The sequence below is a fragment of the Flintibacter sp. P01028 genome (assembly GCF_041925235.1).
GTDB lineage: Bacteria > Bacillota > Clostridia > Oscillospirales > Oscillospiraceae > Lawsonibacter > Lawsonibacter aceti.
In genome coordinates this window covers 133,203-148,920 of record NZ_JBHEVC010000006.1, presented here as the reverse complement: position 1 = coordinate 148,920, position 15,718 = coordinate 133,203, and the positions used below count along the sequence as shown (strand labels likewise).

Annotated in this window: 17 protein-coding genes and 1 pseudogene; 17 read left to right on the top strand and 1 reads right to left on the bottom strand. The window is 55.6% G+C overall.

The features are described from left to right. Positions 1 to 20: 20 nt before the first annotated feature. From ACEVJK_RS10970 to ACEVJK_RS10915, 12 genes are all read left to right on the top strand, one after another. On the top strand, positions 21 to 299 hold the full coding sequence (locus ACEVJK_RS10970; protein ID WP_147571324.1) for a hypothetical protein: 279 nt from the start codon (positions 21 to 23) through the stop codon (positions 297 to 299). Further along, positions 296 to 1,408, top strand: coding sequence for a hypothetical protein (locus ACEVJK_RS10965; RefSeq protein WP_374740561.1), 1,113 nt, complete (start codon positions 296 to 298; stop codon positions 1,406 to 1,408). Before ACEVJK_RS10970 ends, ACEVJK_RS10965 begins: the two co-directional genes overlap by 4 nt. A gap of 53 nt (positions 1,409 to 1,461) precedes the next feature. Beyond that, on the top strand, positions 1,462 to 1,851 hold the full coding sequence (locus tag ACEVJK_RS10960) for a hypothetical protein (RefSeq protein WP_374740560.1): 390 nt from the start codon (positions 1,462 to 1,464) through the stop codon (positions 1,849 to 1,851). Positions 1,852 to 1,902: 51 nt separating this feature from the next. After that, on the top strand, positions 1,903 to 2,637 hold the full coding sequence (locus tag ACEVJK_RS10955) for an SMI1/KNR4 family protein (RefSeq protein ID WP_374740559.1): 735 nt from the start codon (positions 1,903 to 1,905) through the stop codon (positions 2,635 to 2,637). A gap of 53 nt (positions 2,638 to 2,690) precedes the next feature. Further along, entirely contained in the window at positions 2,691 to 3,041 is a 351-nt protein-coding gene (locus ACEVJK_RS10950) for a hypothetical protein (RefSeq protein WP_147571328.1), read from the top strand. A 66-nt stretch (positions 3,042 to 3,107) separates the two neighbouring features. Further along, complete coding sequence (locus ACEVJK_RS10945; protein ID WP_186853071.1) at positions 3,108 to 3,623, top strand: hypothetical protein; 516 nt, start codon at positions 3,108 to 3,110, stop codon at positions 3,621 to 3,623. Positions 3,624 to 3,641: 18 nt separating this feature from the next. Beyond that, positions 3,642 to 4,001: a hypothetical protein gene (locus ACEVJK_RS10940; protein WP_374740558.1), complete on the top strand. Its 360-nt coding sequence runs from the start codon at positions 3,642 to 3,644 to the stop codon at positions 3,999 to 4,001. A gap of 14 nt (positions 4,002 to 4,015) precedes the next feature. After that, positions 4,016 to 4,675 carry a DUF3885 domain-containing protein gene (locus ACEVJK_RS10935; RefSeq protein ID WP_186853073.1) on the top strand — a complete coding sequence of 220 codons (660 nt, stop codon included), beginning with the start codon at positions 4,016 to 4,018 and terminating at the stop codon, positions 4,673 to 4,675. A 28-nt stretch (positions 4,676 to 4,703) separates the two neighbouring features. Then, positions 4,704 to 5,483, top strand: a complete 780-nt coding sequence (locus tag ACEVJK_RS10930) for a hypothetical protein (RefSeq protein ID WP_186853074.1) — start codon at positions 4,704 to 4,706, stop codon at positions 5,481 to 5,483. 10 nt (positions 5,484 to 5,493) lie between these two features. Beyond that, the gene (locus ACEVJK_RS10925; RefSeq protein ID WP_186853075.1) at positions 5,494 to 6,207 is read left to right on the top strand and encodes a hypothetical protein; all 714 of its coding nucleotides are present in this window, start codon (positions 5,494 to 5,496) and stop codon (positions 6,205 to 6,207) included. A gap of 185 nt (positions 6,208 to 6,392) precedes the next feature. Further along, the gene (locus ACEVJK_RS10920; protein WP_186853076.1) at positions 6,393 to 7,268 is read left to right on the top strand and encodes a spondin; all 876 of its coding nucleotides are present in this window, start codon (positions 6,393 to 6,395) and stop codon (positions 7,266 to 7,268) included. Next, complete coding sequence (locus tag ACEVJK_RS10915; protein ID WP_262670087.1) at positions 7,265 to 8,146, top strand: DUF4261 domain-containing protein; 882 nt, start codon at positions 7,265 to 7,267, stop codon at positions 8,144 to 8,146. The genes ACEVJK_RS10920 and ACEVJK_RS10915 overlap by 4 nt, the downstream gene beginning before the upstream one ends. 418 nt (positions 8,147 to 8,564) lie before the next feature. Here ACEVJK_RS10915 and ACEVJK_RS10910 read toward each other — a convergent pair. Continuing rightward, positions 8,565 to 9,080, bottom strand: a pseudogene (locus ACEVJK_RS10910) (O-acetyl-ADP-ribose deacetylase); the annotation flags it as partial. Positions 9,081 to 9,340: 260 nt separating this feature from the next. Here ACEVJK_RS10910 and ACEVJK_RS10905 point away from each other — a divergent pair. From ACEVJK_RS10905 to ACEVJK_RS10885, 5 genes are all read left to right on the top strand, one after another. Beyond that, entirely contained in the window at positions 9,341 to 10,009 is a 669-nt protein-coding gene (locus ACEVJK_RS10905) for a response regulator transcription factor (protein WP_374740557.1), read from the top strand. Then, a complete protein-coding gene (locus ACEVJK_RS10900) occupies positions 9,987 to 11,489 on the top strand; it encodes a HAMP domain-containing sensor histidine kinase (protein WP_262670089.1) in 1,503 nt (500 codons plus the stop codon). The genes ACEVJK_RS10905 and ACEVJK_RS10900 overlap by 23 nt, the downstream gene beginning before the upstream one ends. A 393-nt stretch (positions 11,490 to 11,882) precedes the next feature. Then, positions 11,883 to 12,743 carry an ATP-binding cassette domain-containing protein gene (locus ACEVJK_RS10895; protein WP_374740556.1) on the top strand — a complete coding sequence of 287 codons (861 nt, stop codon included), beginning with the start codon at positions 11,883 to 11,885 and terminating at the stop codon, positions 12,741 to 12,743. Beyond that, positions 12,740 to 14,929: a hypothetical protein gene (locus ACEVJK_RS10890; RefSeq protein WP_374740555.1), complete on the top strand. Its 2,190-nt coding sequence runs from the start codon at positions 12,740 to 12,742 to the stop codon at positions 14,927 to 14,929. Before ACEVJK_RS10895 ends, ACEVJK_RS10890 begins: the two co-directional genes overlap by 4 nt. Further along, positions 14,922 to 15,635 (top strand): hypothetical protein, encoded by a 714-nt coding sequence (locus ACEVJK_RS10885; protein WP_374740554.1) that lies wholly within the window; start codon positions 14,922 to 14,924, stop codon positions 15,633 to 15,635. Before ACEVJK_RS10890 ends, ACEVJK_RS10885 begins: the two co-directional genes overlap by 8 nt. Positions 15,636 to 15,718: the final 83 nt, after the last annotated feature.

The window sequence follows — 15,718 nt, the reverse complement described above, 5'->3', positions numbered from 1 at the left end:
CAAAAGGTGGGATACAAGCGATGACAACCAAAACACTGACTATTCAATGGAATGAGGAACAACTGCCCATCCTTCCGTTAGAGCCGGAAGCCCACCTCTCCTTTGCCACCCATGATGACGGAAATGAGTTGGAGCTAACAGGAAACCGGGCTGGGCTGCTCCTATTGGCGAAAGCCGCTCTTGGTATGGCGGAAACCATTCGTGAGGATGGATTCCACATCCATCTGGATGACCTGTATAGCATCAACGCCGAGGGAAAAAGCATCCTGATCCGAAAGGAGGAACGGTCAAAACCATGATGGAAAAAACCTTCCTCAACCCCGCTACAAATAAGCAGTGGCGGATTGAAATTGACGGCCATACCATCCGAACCTGCCCCAATGGCGGGAAGGTCAAGGAGATCCTGTGTGACTCCGCCTTCCAGGTCAAGAGCAAGGCGGCCAGCGCCATGATGGGCCAGATGCGGAAAGGATTCGTCTATCAGAATCCGGACGCCGCTGTTGGGCAGGTGCGGTGCCATCGGTTTGTCGGAAAGGACAGCAACGGCTTCATGCCTCTGGCCGCCGCCCTCACACGGGATGACTTCTTCCTGACGCGGGTGGTAGGCGATTTTGAGGACGAGCTCCTCTATCACTTCGATGGCAATGGGAAGATTCTCGAAACGATCTCTCTGGGCGCCAAGCGGATGACCTATGAGCAGGTCCTCTGCCCCAATGATACTCTGCTGCTGAACAACAGCTATCTTTTGGAGCAGTTCTCCCTCCGCACCCATGCGCTCACCCCCTTTGCCAGCAAGAAAAACAGCATGAAGGCCATGCTGGACCAGAGCGGCGACCTGGCCCTGTGGTACACAGGCGAGGAAATCGTGGTCTTTGACTTTGGCAGCAACACAGAGGTGCGGCGGGAAACGGTAAAATGCAAGAAGTCGAAGAATCCGAATTTTGCCTATTACTGCTTCGGAATGCTCTCGCCCCGTCAAAGCAAAGCGGCCTACCGTGTCACCGAGGGTGAGTATGTGCTGGTCGATTTGAAGTCCGGCCAAAAAGTAGTGATCCCCAATGAGGGCTGGCATCCCTTCTTCTCCCCGGATGACCAGTGCTTCTCGGTGGGCGGCAGGTTCTATCTGACCCAGACCGGAGAGGAAATGGACAATCCCTTCCCGTTTTCTGTCCGGCAAGGGCTGAGTTTTTCAGATACCTGCACGGTGCGGACAAGTGGCAGCCTGATGGCCGTTCAGCAGGAGCGTGGCAGTTCCCCCATAGAGGTGTGGGATACCGGCAGCGGCCAGCTGCTGGCCACCATTGACGACCCCTTTGTGGTGCGGCAGGTGAGTTTTTCCTTTACCAAGAGCGGACTTGTCCTGCACACCGATTATGGGGCCATGAGCATCTATTCCTGCCCCCTCTGAAACGGAGGGATGAACTATATTTATTTTTACGATGAGAAAATGGAGGGGGCACAATGAACTTTAACGAAGCAATGCAAATGCTTGGAACCAAGTTGCAAGGAAAGTACGGGCATTTAGGCTTCAAGTATAAAAAATCCGACAAAACACTTACGAGGCACAGTAAAAATTTCACCTATATGATTGCGTTTTCCTCATTTGGCTGGAACACAAAGGATAGCATAAGCATAGAGGTTTGCTATATAATCAACACCCGTCCATACGACCCTTATGGTTACGCCAAACCAGACGCCAACACACAACCACTGTTTTACAGTTTAAGAGACAATGAAATATATCTTGATATAGGAAATGAAGAAAAAATTAACAATGCCTTTGAGATTGTTTGTCAGTGGATGGATAAATTACTGATTCCAAAAATGAATGAGCTTTGTGCTACCGAGTAATGTGGAAGTTAAGGTTGGGAAAGAGCGTGGACACCTATGGACAAAGAATCATTGACAGTAAAACTCCTGGACTTGGCTGAGGGACGGGAAACACCTGAAACCTGGCAGAACTGGTGGGACGAACATGAGACGGAGTTGGAAGCCCTGCTGAGTCGGGGTGAATTTCTGAAACTGAAGCCCTGCCGGCATGGTTTTCAGTGGGTCCCGGTGTTTGGCAGCCAAAAGGGAGCCATCGCCATTCTGGAAAAGAGCGGCACAGCATTTGAGGCCAGCGATCTCTACCAGGATCGGTATCTGGCGGAGCTGGACGCTTTCTGCAAGGAGCAGGAGCGAGTGCAGCGGGAAAAGCAAAAGGAATTCAAGACCAGCAACCCGGAGCTGTTTCGACGCTACCCCAAGTTCTCCAAGGCGTTGGCAAAGGCGCTGGACCCCTCTGACGAAATCAAGCCTGCCGCCACGGAGGTGCAGATTGGGAATCAAGAAAGCGTGCTGGACTTCACGCTCCCGTCCCAGGTGCGGGAGTTCTTCCTGCTGACCGCAGGCATCCAGGTGTCCACAGGCGTAATCGTTGAACTCTCTGGAACATTTCATCTAACCATCCACGGGGAGCGGTATTGCGTGCTGGGCGAGTTCTGGAAAGAAGCGGACGGCGACCAGCTCCTGCTCCGCCCCGGAGAGGAGACTATCTGGTACTACGCCCATGAGCAGGACAAGGTAAAGCGCCTCTGCAATGATATGACAGAACTGCTGGAGAAGAAACTGGCAAGGTATTTCAATGAGCAATAAAAACAGCGCGGTGATTGAGGGCCGAACTGTAAATCAGCGAAGGAAGAATGGAAATGACATTAGAAGAAATGTTCTGTGATCTTTATGATAAATATAGTAAGGATTTTAACTGGTATATGATCCCCTTCACACAGGCGGACGGGGCATTTGTTGCTGAACTAAACAAAGAAATAGGACAAGACCACTTCTTATACGGCAAAAAAATCTGGGCGGTTGCGAAGTGCGAATCCAATGATGATGTGTTATATGTTCTCAGAAACGGAATAGGAAGAGACATTTACTATCTGTTTCATTTGACTTATTCGGCACAAAATGCGGACGGATTTCCCCGGTATGAGGAGTTTGCAGATATATTTGCAGTAAAAGAATTTATAGAACGATCATATATCGAGGATTATATGTAATCTTCAAATTTCAATTTATTGGGAATCTACCTTACCCGCAGCGGCAGCAGAAAGGAGGCGGTCACTATGTCAACTTGGAGCGGAATGCGGAACAAACTGGAAAGTGACTATCTGTGTCCGGCGCTCCGGGGCCACATCCAGTATTTTGCCACCAGTTACAGCAAAAGCGCTGACCATGAGGGCCGGGCAGCCATTCGTGTGGACGGCGTGGAAGTGCTGCGGAGCAACTACTACACCTATTTTGAGAATGTGTGGACGAAATTTCATCACCTGCGGTCCACAACGCTGAAGGATCACGACTCCGCAAAAGAGGCCATCAACCAGGCTCATGCCTTTGCGCTGGAGCAGGGTACCTTTGACCAAAAGGTGTTCTATGAGGCGTTTGGTATCTTTGACAACCAGAGCATTGAGAAAAGCCTTGTCAGCGAGAATCCTCTTGTCCGCATCTTTGCCCTCCTGGATCGAAGGCTGGGAAAGCGCCGCCTGCTGGCTTTGGAGGAATCCATGGAGCAGGAACTGGACTGGGTGCGAGCCTTCTATGTGATCCGGATGCAGGCCGAAGGGCTGATGGAAAAAGAATAACATTTAGGAGGAACCACCATGTCACAGATCGCATCCTTTTATCTGCTCAAAAATAACCAGCGGCAGGAGCTGTCCAACGGCGACTGCTCCGGCGCGGTCTACATGGCCATCTGGGACTGGTGTGAGAGTGAGCTTGATCTGGATGTCCGTTTTCCTGCTCCCCAGACGGAGGACACCCTGGACTGCGCTCTGCTGGAGGGAGAGCTGGCGTCTAAACTGCTGGCAGTTCTGCGGGAGCAGGACCTCCCGGAGCTGACCGCTGAAATTGCCCCAGACTGGGATCTGCCCACCGAGGCGGTGCAAAGCGGACTTGAAACGCTGCGCTCCCATCTGGAACTGGTGCGGGGCAATACAGCCCTGCTGTATGAAATGTTATAAGACGGAGGGATACCATGCTGGCAAAGCGGTTTGAACACATTTTACATGATCTGGGCATGGCTGGGCTGGAACACCCTTTGTTCTACCATGCGCCGGTGGGCATTCGGCTTGAGATTGGCGGAGATGAACCAGTCTATCTGGAATGCACCTATTTGGACGAGAACACCGAGAAACTAACTCCAAATCCCGCCTATGTTCAAGGCGCACTGGAGCGGGCGATTATGATCTACCGTAACCTTCCAGCGCCGCCAGGTATTCTGCGAATTGACGGGTATCCCGAGGAAAAACCTGTCGAGTCCCTGCTGACGGCCATCCAGCAGAGGGCCGCACTTCCTGCCCCGCATGAGCAGATCACAGCGACCATGATGGACGAGGACGGGGATACATATGCTCAAGTACAGTTTTACTGGGATCTCAGCAAAATCAGCTTTCAACCGGAGCGGCTTCTCCAGGAGATCATTCTGGGGGACATCGGCGGCTGGAACGGCTTTGTGTCCAGCGTCTATCTGACCGGGCCGGGGCCATTCCTCTACCACCTGTACGATGACCGTGGGTTGGATATACTGGGCGGCTCACGGGAGCTGCTACTGCCGCTCTATCATCAATTCCATGACTGGATCTTGGAATACAATCTGGAGAAGATTGACCGACTGTTCGCTCCGGCAAAAGAATGACCGTACAGACAAAAAAGGAGGCATCACGATGGGACTTGATATCTACGCCGGAACATTGACCCGGTACTATTCTCACAACTGGAAAACCGTTGTCCAGCAGTGGGCGGAGGAAAACGGATACGCCTTTAACCGGATCACGCCGGATGGAGAACCCGCTGACAACGAGGAGAATCTGTCCCCGGCCGAGGTCCAGGCGGCGGTGGAGAACTGGCGGGATCAGATCTTGAGCGCCATTTCTCAGCCGGACCAGCCCCCCTACACCCCCTGGCCGGAGGATAATGAGAAGCCCTATTACACGGACAAGCCGGATTGGGATGCCTTCGGCGCTATGCTGCTGGTGGCCGCCTGTCGTACATACGAGGAACCGGTGCCACCTACTGTGGAGAAAGACTGGGACTTCATGGAGAACCCTATTATCGCCCGTCTTTCGGCAGATAAAGAACGGGTTTGGTCATTGTTTCGCGGTGCTACATGGTGGATTCCTTTGTCGGCCAGCTTCCTGTTCCAAGGACCGCTTCCTACCAACGATACAGCCACAATTGGTACGGTAGGAGGGCTTCGAAAAGAGCTGGAGAAGCTGAACCAGCTGGCGTGGCAGGCCGATGAGGATACCATCCTTGATTGGGCGGATACGGAGGGATACCCGGTAGACGGAACCATAGACGCAGATGGGCAGTACAGCAAGGCGGACATCCCGGAACACACCCAGTATGACACCCAATCCCTGGCCAAGTTCGCCTTCTCCATGTTCTGGCGGGCCATGCGATTTGCCGAGGAACAGCAGGTTCCCATTTTACTGGATTTTTAGGGAGGTTTTTATGGGATACGACGTGAGTTTTCACCCGATTTCGCCGGAAGAAATGCGGGAATGGTATTTTACTCCCCTTACTTGGATACAGCAGGGACAGGAGGAAAAGGTACTGGCCCTTGCCGCACGGCATGGAATGGAGGATTTCTATGCGGAAAAGTATCTGGATACCCTGCGGGTCGGGGCGGGGACAGAGCCGGATGAATTGTTTGATAAGAGCCACGGCTTTTATATTGCGGTAATCCAGGGCTTTTTCCGGGATTACTATTACACCAGAGGCAGTGCCTTTTCTTTCTTGGTGGAGCAAAAGCCGGAATATGCCCGGTACTTCACCCCATGGACACAGGTGGTACCAACCTTCTTTCCCAATCCAGCAAAAAATCGGATCATCGAAAACTACTGCTCCGGTGTATACCTGTCTCCGGATCAAGCCGCACAGCTTCTCCGGGATATGAAGCAGGGGCCGAAGGTTCTGGAAGATATGGAGAGGCTTTGGAGCGATGGGCAGCTTGCGGTGCTGAAAAAGGCCCTCACCGCCGCCGTGGAGCTGGGTGCTGGCCTGCTGGAAGCCACTGAGGTAGTGGAGCCCAATCCCATCCGACCCAATGAGAGTACAAGCTATTCCAACCTGTACCACTGCGACCGGGATGGGGTATATCTCTACATAGACATGGCTCTGAAACAGATTAGCCAAACAATGGAGAGGAGTAAAGACCATAGTTGAAAACAGAAAATTGATAAGAAGGAGAAGCGATGGATGAATGGAATCATCCTTTTGGTGGGCGTTTTATTGTTCGCGATACTGATAATGTTGCTTCTTACAAAGCAATGGGGTGGTCTGATTCTCTTTTTCCTTGCCCTGTATTTGATTTTCAAATAGTGGATGAACTTTGCCTGGAGGTGGGTACTATGGAACAAAGACGCCCTGCGGACATCTTTGCGGAGGCCCTGGACTACCTGTGGAATGGGCTGGGCTTGGAGGAAAAGGGCTGGAAGCGGCTGAAAAAGGGCGACTTCAAAAAGAGAACAAAAAACGGCCTGACCTATCAGATCTGGTTTGATAGGAGCCGATACAACTACCTGGACTATGAGATCGGTCATGGAAATGTGGAGGTAGGCTTCACCTGCATCATTAAGCTGGGGGATGACCGCCTCTATTCTTTTAAAATAGAATCCACAACAGGCGGTTCGTTCTTCCGGATGCTGACAGAGGATCTGCGGCTGGACACCGGGCTGCTGGACACCTTCCTGCCCCTGATCAAAGCCCACTACCTCGATTTTATCGACCGCTTTGAGGCGGACCCGGCAGAGGCGCTCCAGCCGGTCTGCGCCCCCTTTACCCAGCCGGAGGATTACATCTGGCGCATTCATGTGGATGAGCAGATGGTGGAACGGTACGGAACGGCGGAGCAGCTGGCGGAGTACCGCCGTCAGGCGGAACTGCGCGGAACGCCGGAGCACAAGGCAAAGAACTGGATGGGCTCGATGTTGTTCCACCTCTCCCACTCCGATGATGTGGATCACGCCTGGGCCTCAAGCCGCACCAGAGCGGAGCTGGACCAGGTGGTGGACCCCTTTGTACAGGCCAAGCGGCAGACAGGACAGTGGTCGCAGGAGGATGAGGCGGGCTATCAGCTCTACCGGCAGGAGACAGACCCGGAGAAACGCACCTTTCGGGTCTGGTATCTCATCGCCAACCCCCGGGGCCTGCCGAAAGAGTTTGTCCAGAAAGAACTGGAGTTCCGGTGGAAGCTGTTCCCTCAAAAGAAGGAGGAGACCAAATGAGCAATAAAGTGTTCCAGCAGAACCTGGATGACAAAAAAGGCCCCCAACCCGGCGGCCCTTATCTCATTCAGATGCTGTTCAAAGAGCCGGCGGATATGCCGGACAAGGATGAAATGACCGCTGTGATGGAAAAGCACATCGGCGCTGTAGAGTGTTTCTGCCGCGACAAAAAGATGGCCGGCTATGCCGCCCTGGATCATATTGCGGAATTTCAGGACGGTAAGTGCCCGGTACAGTTGATGGTGATGAAATGCGACAAGTTCAAGGGCAAAGGCTTTGACGCCTTCCTGATGAGCCAGATGTGGGACTGCCAGGAGGACCGAGAGCGGATCTTCCGGGAGTGTCAGTATCAGGTCGTGGCCACCGATATGCTGGCAGCGGCGCTTCCGGCGCTGGAACGGGCCAACCTGGACGCCGACTTCGTGGAGGCTCTGGCAGAGCTGTATCCCACCTGCGAGGCGTTCTATTTCCAGAACTGCGGCAAGCTCCTGCTGGCGGCGGATGTGCGTTCGCACCAAATCGAAGGCGCGGATCGTTTCATCCGCTTTGGCGTCAATGTCCGCTTTTTCAACATTGAGGGCACCGAGGATATGCTCATCGATACGGTGGGCATGAGCACTTTGTTCCTGCCGGATCTCCAGTACCACTTCCACGGCATGGACCCCAACTGGGTGGTCAATCATGCCTACAATGTAGCGTCATATATTCTGGGGAACGATAATCCTATTAGCAACGGGGAAACCGTAGACGGCGTAGTAGACGGGAGAGTGAGCCGGGAGATTCAGTGGAAGTGCCAGTATGAGGATGCCCTGATCCAGCCGCCCAGAGGGGTACTGGATATCAACATGGGGGAATATGCCTCAGGGGGAGGACGCTGATCTGAGGGGATCTTTGTGTGTGCCAGTGCGCAAAATGGCGCACACAAAACCGCCTGATTATCCCTCTTATAAATTGCCCATTATCTCGGAAACAGACAGCGAAAAACGGTCCGTTAGGGTTTTCCTTCCCTAACGGGCCGTCCTGTTTTATTAGCTCGGTACAGGCTTTCATATTCATGTGCGGTCGGATTCGCAGCGGGGCTGTTTCACTCCTTCCCCGGCCCCAGCCTCTCAGCAAGCTCTGACCAAAAATGGACAGGGCCATGTTGCTTGCATAGAAATTGTAATTCCGGAGTATGAAAAAATAATTTTATGAAGATATTGAATCCGCGCAGAGTCTGGGCAAAACTTGGAATCGATGTTAGTCTTTTTTGTCGTATTGGGGCCTCGCTCATTTATTTTCCGCAACAAGACAATGGTCTTCAGTATCATCGGCAAGGTCCGCAAAAAGCTTCCTGGCGATAGAAAAGGCCGTCCGGTCAAAGATCACCAGATAGACCGTCACGTCGTGGTCCAGCACAAAGTGCCCGATGATGTCCACAGCCACCTTCAGCGCCTGCTCCTTGGGGTAGCCGTACACTCCAGCGGAGATAAGCGGGAAGGCCACCGTCTGGCAGCCATGAGCCAAGGCCAATTCCAGGGAAGAACGGTAGGCAGATTCAAGCAGTTCCCGCTCCCCGTGGCGGCCGCCCCGCCAAATTGGTCCCACCGTGTGGATCACATATTTTGCAGGCAGCCGGTATCCATTCGTGATTTTTGCCTCTCCCGTCTTACAGCCGCCCAAGGCGCGGCACTCGGCCAGCAGTTGAGGTCCGGCGGCACGGTGGATGGCGCCGTCCACACCTCCGCCCCCCAGCAGGCTCTGGTTCGCGGCATTGACGATGGCATCCACCTTCAGCGTCGTAATATCATTTTGCACAATGCGCAGGGGCATAGAGGTGCCTCCTTCATTTCTATCAAAATCAAATTTCTGCCCATCCTTCTATTTGACCACAGTATAGCATCCTTCCTATGTTTTGTCGATAGAGGGCCTGGAGTTTGTCTGCCCCTATTATCCCTGGGACGCCTTTGTAAATGTCATGGGGGTCCACCTAAAGTCTGTCATTTTATGGGTTGTTCAAATTGATATGGAAGATAGGCTTCTTCATACGAAATTCATAAACCTGTACTATACTAGTATAGAGGTGATCTCACATGAAAAAAATCTTGGTCGTAGAGGACGAGCCGGACATCCAAGAGCTCCTGGGCGCTTATCTCAGAGACACTGGATATGACGTAGAGATCGTGGGAGATGGGGTTGCGGCTCTGGACCGCTTTCAAAAGGGGACCTTTGATTTGATCCTTCTGGACTTGATGCTGCCAAAAATCGACGGCTTCGGCGTATGTGAATTGATCCGGCGAGAGTCTGATGTGCCCATCCTGATGCTCACCGCCCTGGATGGTGAGGAGGAGCAGTTACGGGGCTTTGGTCTGGATGTGGACGACTATGTGACCAAGCCCTTCTCCATGCCCATCCTTCTGGAGAAGATTCGGGTAATCCTCCGCCGTTTTGACGTTGTGGAGAGTGACAGCCGACTGCACTACCGGGAGCTGGTGATAGACCCAGACGCCCGCGAGGCCCTTCTGAACGGCCGACCGCTGGAGCTGACCGCACGGGAATTTGAGCTGCTACACACCTTTGCCGCCGCCCCCGGAAGAGTGTTTACCCGGGAAATGTTGCTGGCCAAGCTGTGGGGTTATGACTTTTACGGGGATGAACGGGTGGTGGACAGCCACATCAAAAACCTACGCCACAAGCTGGGGACCGGCTACATCGAAACGGTAAGGGGGGTGGGCTATCGTGCTGGGAAAACGGCTCGCTGAAAGCCTGACTGTCCGTGTTTTCCTCATTACTGTCCTAATTCTATTCGGTGCGGGGGCAGTCACCTTCGGTCTGATTGCCTGGGCCACCCCCAGCACCTATACCGCTGTTGTCAACGATGACCTGACACGGCAGGTGAAGGCCCTCGCAGTCAAGCTGGAGCAGTCCTCATATAGGGACTGTGGGCCTCTGTTGGACGATTTCATCCGTGCGTCCGGAGCCCAGGCTATGCTGGTCGGTCCAGACGGAGCGCTCGCCGACACTGGTGCCCAGTTGGCCGTCCAACCGCTGTATGAGGACAGCACCATGGTAATCACGGCATCCGGCAACTTGGGAGAGGCGGACGCCGCCATCGCCCGGGCAGAGGGTACCTCTGTGGCCGGTGATATGGTTTCCGTCACCATGTCCGAACAGGATACCATTGTCACCGAAGTACGGTTTTCCGATGGAGAGGATCCCTATTCTCTCTATGTCACCCCGCGGATGGAGGCGGAAAATCTGGCGGTGCGGGCGCTGGTCCAGATGGCCCCGTGGCTGTTGCTGGTGCTGCTGGTCTTTTCCCTTCTGTGCGCCTTTGGATACTCTCGCTATATCACCCGACCTATCGTCCGACTCAGCGGCATCGCCCAAAAAATGGCCGGGCTGGACTTCCACTGGGAGTGCGGAGAGCGGCGCCGGGACGAAATCGGGCAGCTGGGACGCAGCCTGGACCAGATGTCCCATCGGCTGTCCGCCTCCCTGGCTGAACTGGAGGCAGCCAACCAGACCCTGCGCGGAGAGATCGAACGGGAGCGAGAGCGCCAGCGGCAGCGGACGGCCTTCTTTTCCGCCGCCTCCCACGAGCTGAAGACCCCGGTCACCATTCTGAAGGGACAGTTGACCGGGATGCTGGAGGGGGTGGACGTGTACCGGGACCGGGACAAATATCTGCTCCGCTCCCTCCAGGTCACTGGACGGATGGAGAGCCTGATTCAGGAGATGCTGAACATTTCCCGTGTGGAACAGGGGATAGTAACCGTGGAGAGGGAAGCCGTGGGCCTGGCAGCCCTGTTGGAGAAACAACTTTCCCAAGATGCTGGGCTGCTGGAACAGCGGGGGCAGCGGCTCTCCGCCTGTCTGACCACCGAAATCACGGTAGAGGGGGACCCCTCTCTGCTGGGTAAGGCGGTGGGCAATCTTCTCTCCAACGCCGCCCTCTACTCCCCCGAGGGGGCCGAGATTCGGGTGTGGTGTGGCCTCCTGGATGGCTGCCCCGCCCTGACGGTGGAAAATACCGGGGCCCATATTGGGGAGGAGGCTCTCCCCCACCTGTTCGAGGCCTTTTACCGGGCGGAAGCCTCCCGGAACCGGAGCACCGGCGGCAGCGGCCTGGGGCTCTATCTGGTGAAAATGATCCTGGAGCGGCACGGAGCCACCTGCACCATTGAAAACACCCCAGAGGGAGTACGGGCGTCTGTCCGCTTTTTAGAAGAGGTATCATGAGAAAACCATTCCCTTCTCCCCCACTTTTGCCCCCGAATCATAACCACTGGCCGTGCCGGTGATTTCGATTGTAAAAACACAGCTAGAAAAATCCACACATTGGAACGCTGATAGACACAATATGCGGCCTTTTCCCAGCGCGAGAATTGAGCCGCACGTTAATCGTCCCTCTGTTCAGCGAAGACAGCGGGAGAAAGCAGGCCGCAAAATCAGGAAACCACCATTCGTCAGGCCTCATCTCCCCAATCTACCGTTGGCGGAAGCATATCACGCTTTGTATACCAAATCCATATTCCCTCTGAATCTCCACACAAAACACACACCCGCTCCAAACCGTCTCCATATGGCGCTGGTATCCTAACCGCATCCCAAGCAGAAAGGAACCTGACACATATGGAGATCAACATTCAAACCGTCGGCATGACCTATCCCAACGGAAAGCAGGCTCTTAAGGGCCTCTCTCTGGATTTGCGCTCCCCCAGCCTGGTGGGTCTGCTGGGCCCCAACGGGGCGGGCAAATCGACCCTGATGAAGCTGCTGGTGGCCGCCCTGCTCCCCACCACCGGCTCCATTCTGGTGGATGGACAGCCTCTGACCAGGGTGGAGCGGCAACTGAAGGCCCGGCTGGGCTATCTGCCCCAGGACTTCGGACTGTTCGACGAACTCACTGTGGAACAGTTTCTGGACTACATGGCAGCCCTCAAGGGATTGCGGGGCTCCAGAGCCGTCATACGGCAGGTAATCCGCTCCGTCAATCTGGAGGAAAAGGCAAGGGCCAAAATCCGCACCCTGTCCGGCGGGCAGCGCCAGCGGGTGGGCATCGCCCAAGCTCTTTTGGGGGATCCGGAGCTGCTGATTCTGGACGAGCCCACAGTGGGCCTGGATCCAGAAGAGCGTATTCATTTCCGCAATCTCTTTTCCCAGGCCGCCCAAGACCGGCTGGTGCTGCTGTCCACCCACATTATCGAGGACATACAGTCCGTGTGTGGGCAGCTTGTGGTCATTAACCGGGGCCAGGTCCTGTTTTCTGGCACCCCAGAGGCGTTGATCCAGACCGCCACCGGTCATGTGGGTATCTTTTGGGAGAAGGATGCTGCCCAGGAGAATGGACTTCACATCACCGCCCGAGTAAATACCGGCCAGGGAGTCCGCTGCCGGGCGGTGGCTGACGTGCTCCCTCCCTTCGCCCAGCCGTCGGACCCCACCCTGGAGGACGCCTACCTCTATCTCATTTCCCAGGAGGCGGTCCAATGAAGCCCCCGCGTCTGTTTTCTCTGGAGCTTGGGCGGCTACTGAAAAGCCGTCTGACCTGGCTGGTCCTGCTGTTGACCGTCCTCTCTCCTGCCGCCGGGTTGGTGCTCTACCGGCCTGCCGCCGCCAGCACCATGCTGTCCACCTATCTGGCCAACCCAGCTCTGGCCGGCGGCGTTGTGGGCGGTGTCCTGTTCGGCCTTCTGGCAGTGTACGAGCTGGACCGGACGGAGCGCGGCCGGGTCAGCCTGCTGGTGGACGGGACGGTCTCTCCCCTGATGATGGCCCTGGTGCGCCTGCCCGCTCTAATGGCAACAGCGGCACTGGGACTGGGCCTTACTGTTGTAGTGTGGTTCCCGGTGAGCCGGCAACTCATCGGCTCTGTCTTTGATGGAGCCGACTACCTGTTGGCCTACGGGCTGCTCATGGGGCTGGCCCTGTGGCTGTCCATTTTGGCGGCAGCATCCGCCTATCAGTTCACCCGGCGGGTGGACCTATCCCTGGTTCTCTTTACCTCCTTTTCCGCTTTAAGTCTTACGGTGTGGGCCGGGGACTGGCAGTTGTGCTGGCTCAATCCCTGTGTGTGGGCCCTGTCCGATGACTTTTCTAACCTTCGTATCTTCCGGTCCGTGGCTTATATGCGCCTGACCTGGCTGGCAGCCCTGGCTGGGATATGGGCTGTTTCCTACCTGTGCGTCCGGCGGTATGAAAAGGGGCTCCTGGGTTCTCTGGCCCAGAATGCCCGGCGGGCCTACCGCCCCGCTGTGGCCCTGCTGCTCCTGATCGGCTCTGGCGCCGCCTATGCCGCCCAGCCCTTCGTAGACCACAGCAATCCGGACCTGATGGCCATGACCTTTTACGAAATTACCTATGCCGAGGGGGTGGTGTGCACCGGCCGCTCCGCTCAGGTGTTTCCAGATACCGCCTCTGGAACAGTTTTCGGTCGGGCCAGCTATCAGTTTGAAAATACCTCCCAACAGGAACGAACAGCGTCCTTTGGCGTGACCCCTGGCTACACAATCTCTAATGTGCGGGCCAATGGTGTGGAGGCTCCTTTCTCTGTAAGCGACTACCAGGAATATAACGAAGCCCTGCTGGAGGTAACTCTCCCCGCTGATGAGCAGGTGGAGTTAATCATGGAGTACAGCGGCTTTCCCCAAGAGAGCAACGTCATGTCCACGATGCAGGGCAGCGCGGAGATCAGCGGGGAATACCTGTGTCTGGAAAACGCAGCCCTGTCTCCCCGGCTGATGAATGTGCTGCCAGGCGAGGCGGGTTATCCCACCACCATGGAGCTCACCCTGCCCTCCTCCATGACGGTCATCCCCTTCGGCTCCAGTGAGGCGGAAGTGGTGGCCCAGCACGACGACGGCACCGCCACCTGGCGCTATCAGTTCAGCAGCACCGGCGGAATTGTCTATGCTGGGGACTATATCCGGGAGGACATTCAGGCCGGGGGTATGACCATCCAGTTCTATTACGGCCGTAAGCACCAGGCTGTGATGGCGGAGGCTGGCGCGGCAGATGCGGTAAAGGCGGTGGTGGACTACTGCACAGAGCATTACGGTCCCCTATCTTTTGGCGCCGGGAAAACCCTGAAGCTTGTCCAGAGCCGAGTGTCTGGCGGCGGCTATGCCGCAGACGGGGCCAGCCTGCTGGATGAGGCGGACTTCACCGCCGCCAATCTCAGCGACGGAGGCAAGGGCGCCGCCCCCGGTGAGGTAATGATACACGAATTGGTCCACCAGTGGTGGGGCCTGGGCAATATGTTTGATTTGGCGGCCCCTGCCTCTCCCTGGTCTGCCGAGGGTTTGACCGTGTACACCACCTACCGTATCGTAAAGGAGCTCTACGGCGAAGATTACGCCCAAACACACTATGTAGACCAGTGGAAGCGGGAGGTGGAGGACTACTACCTAGATTTCTATGTCCGCAATCCAGAGTTCTTGGCCAAGTTGCCCCAGGAGGAGCAATTAGCGATCAGCAACAGCCTGTCCTTCATACGTCAGTACCACGAGATGCCCTTGAAGATCTTAAAGGCGGAGAAACTGGTCGGCGGGGAAGAGGCCATGGACCAGGTTCTGTGCGGCCTGTTTACCCGAGAGCTGGACCCCATGTATCCCTATCTCACCTATCAGGAGTTTTTGGATGCCTGCGGGCTGACGGAGGAGGCGTTGGATCTTGGCTAAGATTTTCGGATATGAGTGCAGGCGGCTGCTGTGGAACAAGTTTTTCCTGGGCCTGTTGGCAGTCCTGCTGTTTTACGGGTGGCAGGTCCTGAATCGGGTGACCATCCTGGGGGTGTCCCACACTGCCCCCTTCTCCCCATGGAGCTTTGGGGACTACCTGTGCCGGCTGCTCCCCCTGCTGTGGATCGGGGCCCTGTTTTTTCTGACCTTCTTTACTTCGGGAAAAGCCCGGCGGGCAGCGGTGCTCACCGACGCCGCCCCGGCGGAGCCCTATCGATACGCCCTGGCCCGGTGCGCCGCCGCTCTGGTGGGGACGGGGCTGCTGGCCTTGGCCTGCCTGGGCGAAGCGGCGGTGTTTTACGGTCGATACTTCGGCTGGTGCCGCTGGGGGGAGCTGGTCCTCCCAGCCCTAACTACCCTGGCCCCTCCTTTGGTGTTTGCCCTGGGAAGTGGCTGGCAGTTGGGGAGAGTACGGCCCTGGCTGATCTTCCCGTGGATGCTCCTTCCCATTCTTCTGACGGCGCTGCCCCTACCTGAATCCCTTGGACTGTTAAATGGCAGTATCTTTGTAAGCCGTCCTCTGGCCCTGGGCGTGCTAGATCCGGCCTTTTCCTTGCCCGTGGGCGCCATTGTGACCCAATGTGTTCTTCTCCTTGCAGGCGTGTTATTCCTGATCATCCGTCCTTCCAAGAGAAAAATACGCTGAACCTGTCCGGTACAGGCAGGATCTTATAAGGGGAGCGATTTCATCTCTCTAATCTAAAAATCTCCCATTTCAATCATTGAAAT

What these genes read in the sequence shown, in the direction of transcription:
- ACEVJK_RS10930 (WP_186853074.1), top strand. Translation starts at nt 4,704, where the DNA reads ATGGGACTTGATATCTACGCCGGAACATTGACCCGGTACTATTCTCAC.
- ACEVJK_RS10890 (WP_374740555.1), top strand. Translation starts at nt 12,740, where the DNA reads ATGAAGCCCCCGCGTCTGTTTTCTCTGGAGCTTGGGCGGCTACTGAAA.
- ACEVJK_RS10960 (WP_374740560.1), top strand. Translation starts at nt 1,462, where the DNA reads ATGAACTTTAACGAAGCAATGCAAATGCTTGGAACCAAGTTGCAAGGA.
- ACEVJK_RS10905 (WP_374740557.1), top strand. Translation starts at nt 9,341, where the DNA reads ATGAAAAAAATCTTGGTCGTAGAGGACGAGCCGGACATCCAAGAGCTC.
- ACEVJK_RS10940 (WP_374740558.1), top strand. Translation starts at nt 3,642, where the DNA reads ATGTCACAGATCGCATCCTTTTATCTGCTCAAAAATAACCAGCGGCAG.
- ACEVJK_RS10945 (WP_186853071.1), top strand. Translation starts at nt 3,108, where the DNA reads ATGTCAACTTGGAGCGGAATGCGGAACAAACTGGAAAGTGACTATCTG.
- ACEVJK_RS10895 (WP_374740556.1), top strand. Translation starts at nt 11,883, where the DNA reads ATGGAGATCAACATTCAAACCGTCGGCATGACCTATCCCAACGGAAAG.
- ACEVJK_RS10970 (WP_147571324.1), top strand. Translation starts at nt 21, where the DNA reads ATGACAACCAAAACACTGACTATTCAATGGAATGAGGAACAACTGCCC.
- ACEVJK_RS10935 (WP_186853073.1), top strand. Translation starts at nt 4,016, where the DNA reads ATGCTGGCAAAGCGGTTTGAACACATTTTACATGATCTGGGCATGGCT.
- ACEVJK_RS10925 (WP_186853075.1), top strand. Translation starts at nt 5,494, where the DNA reads ATGGGATACGACGTGAGTTTTCACCCGATTTCGCCGGAAGAAATGCGG.
- ACEVJK_RS10965 (WP_374740561.1), top strand. Translation starts at nt 296, where the DNA reads ATGATGGAAAAAACCTTCCTCAACCCCGCTACAAATAAGCAGTGGCGG.
- ACEVJK_RS10915 (WP_262670087.1), top strand. Translation starts at nt 7,265, where the DNA reads ATGAGCAATAAAGTGTTCCAGCAGAACCTGGATGACAAAAAAGGCCCC.
- ACEVJK_RS10950 (WP_147571328.1), top strand. Translation starts at nt 2,691, where the DNA reads ATGACATTAGAAGAAATGTTCTGTGATCTTTATGATAAATATAGTAAG.
- ACEVJK_RS10920 (WP_186853076.1), top strand. Translation starts at nt 6,393, where the DNA reads ATGGAACAAAGACGCCCTGCGGACATCTTTGCGGAGGCCCTGGACTAC.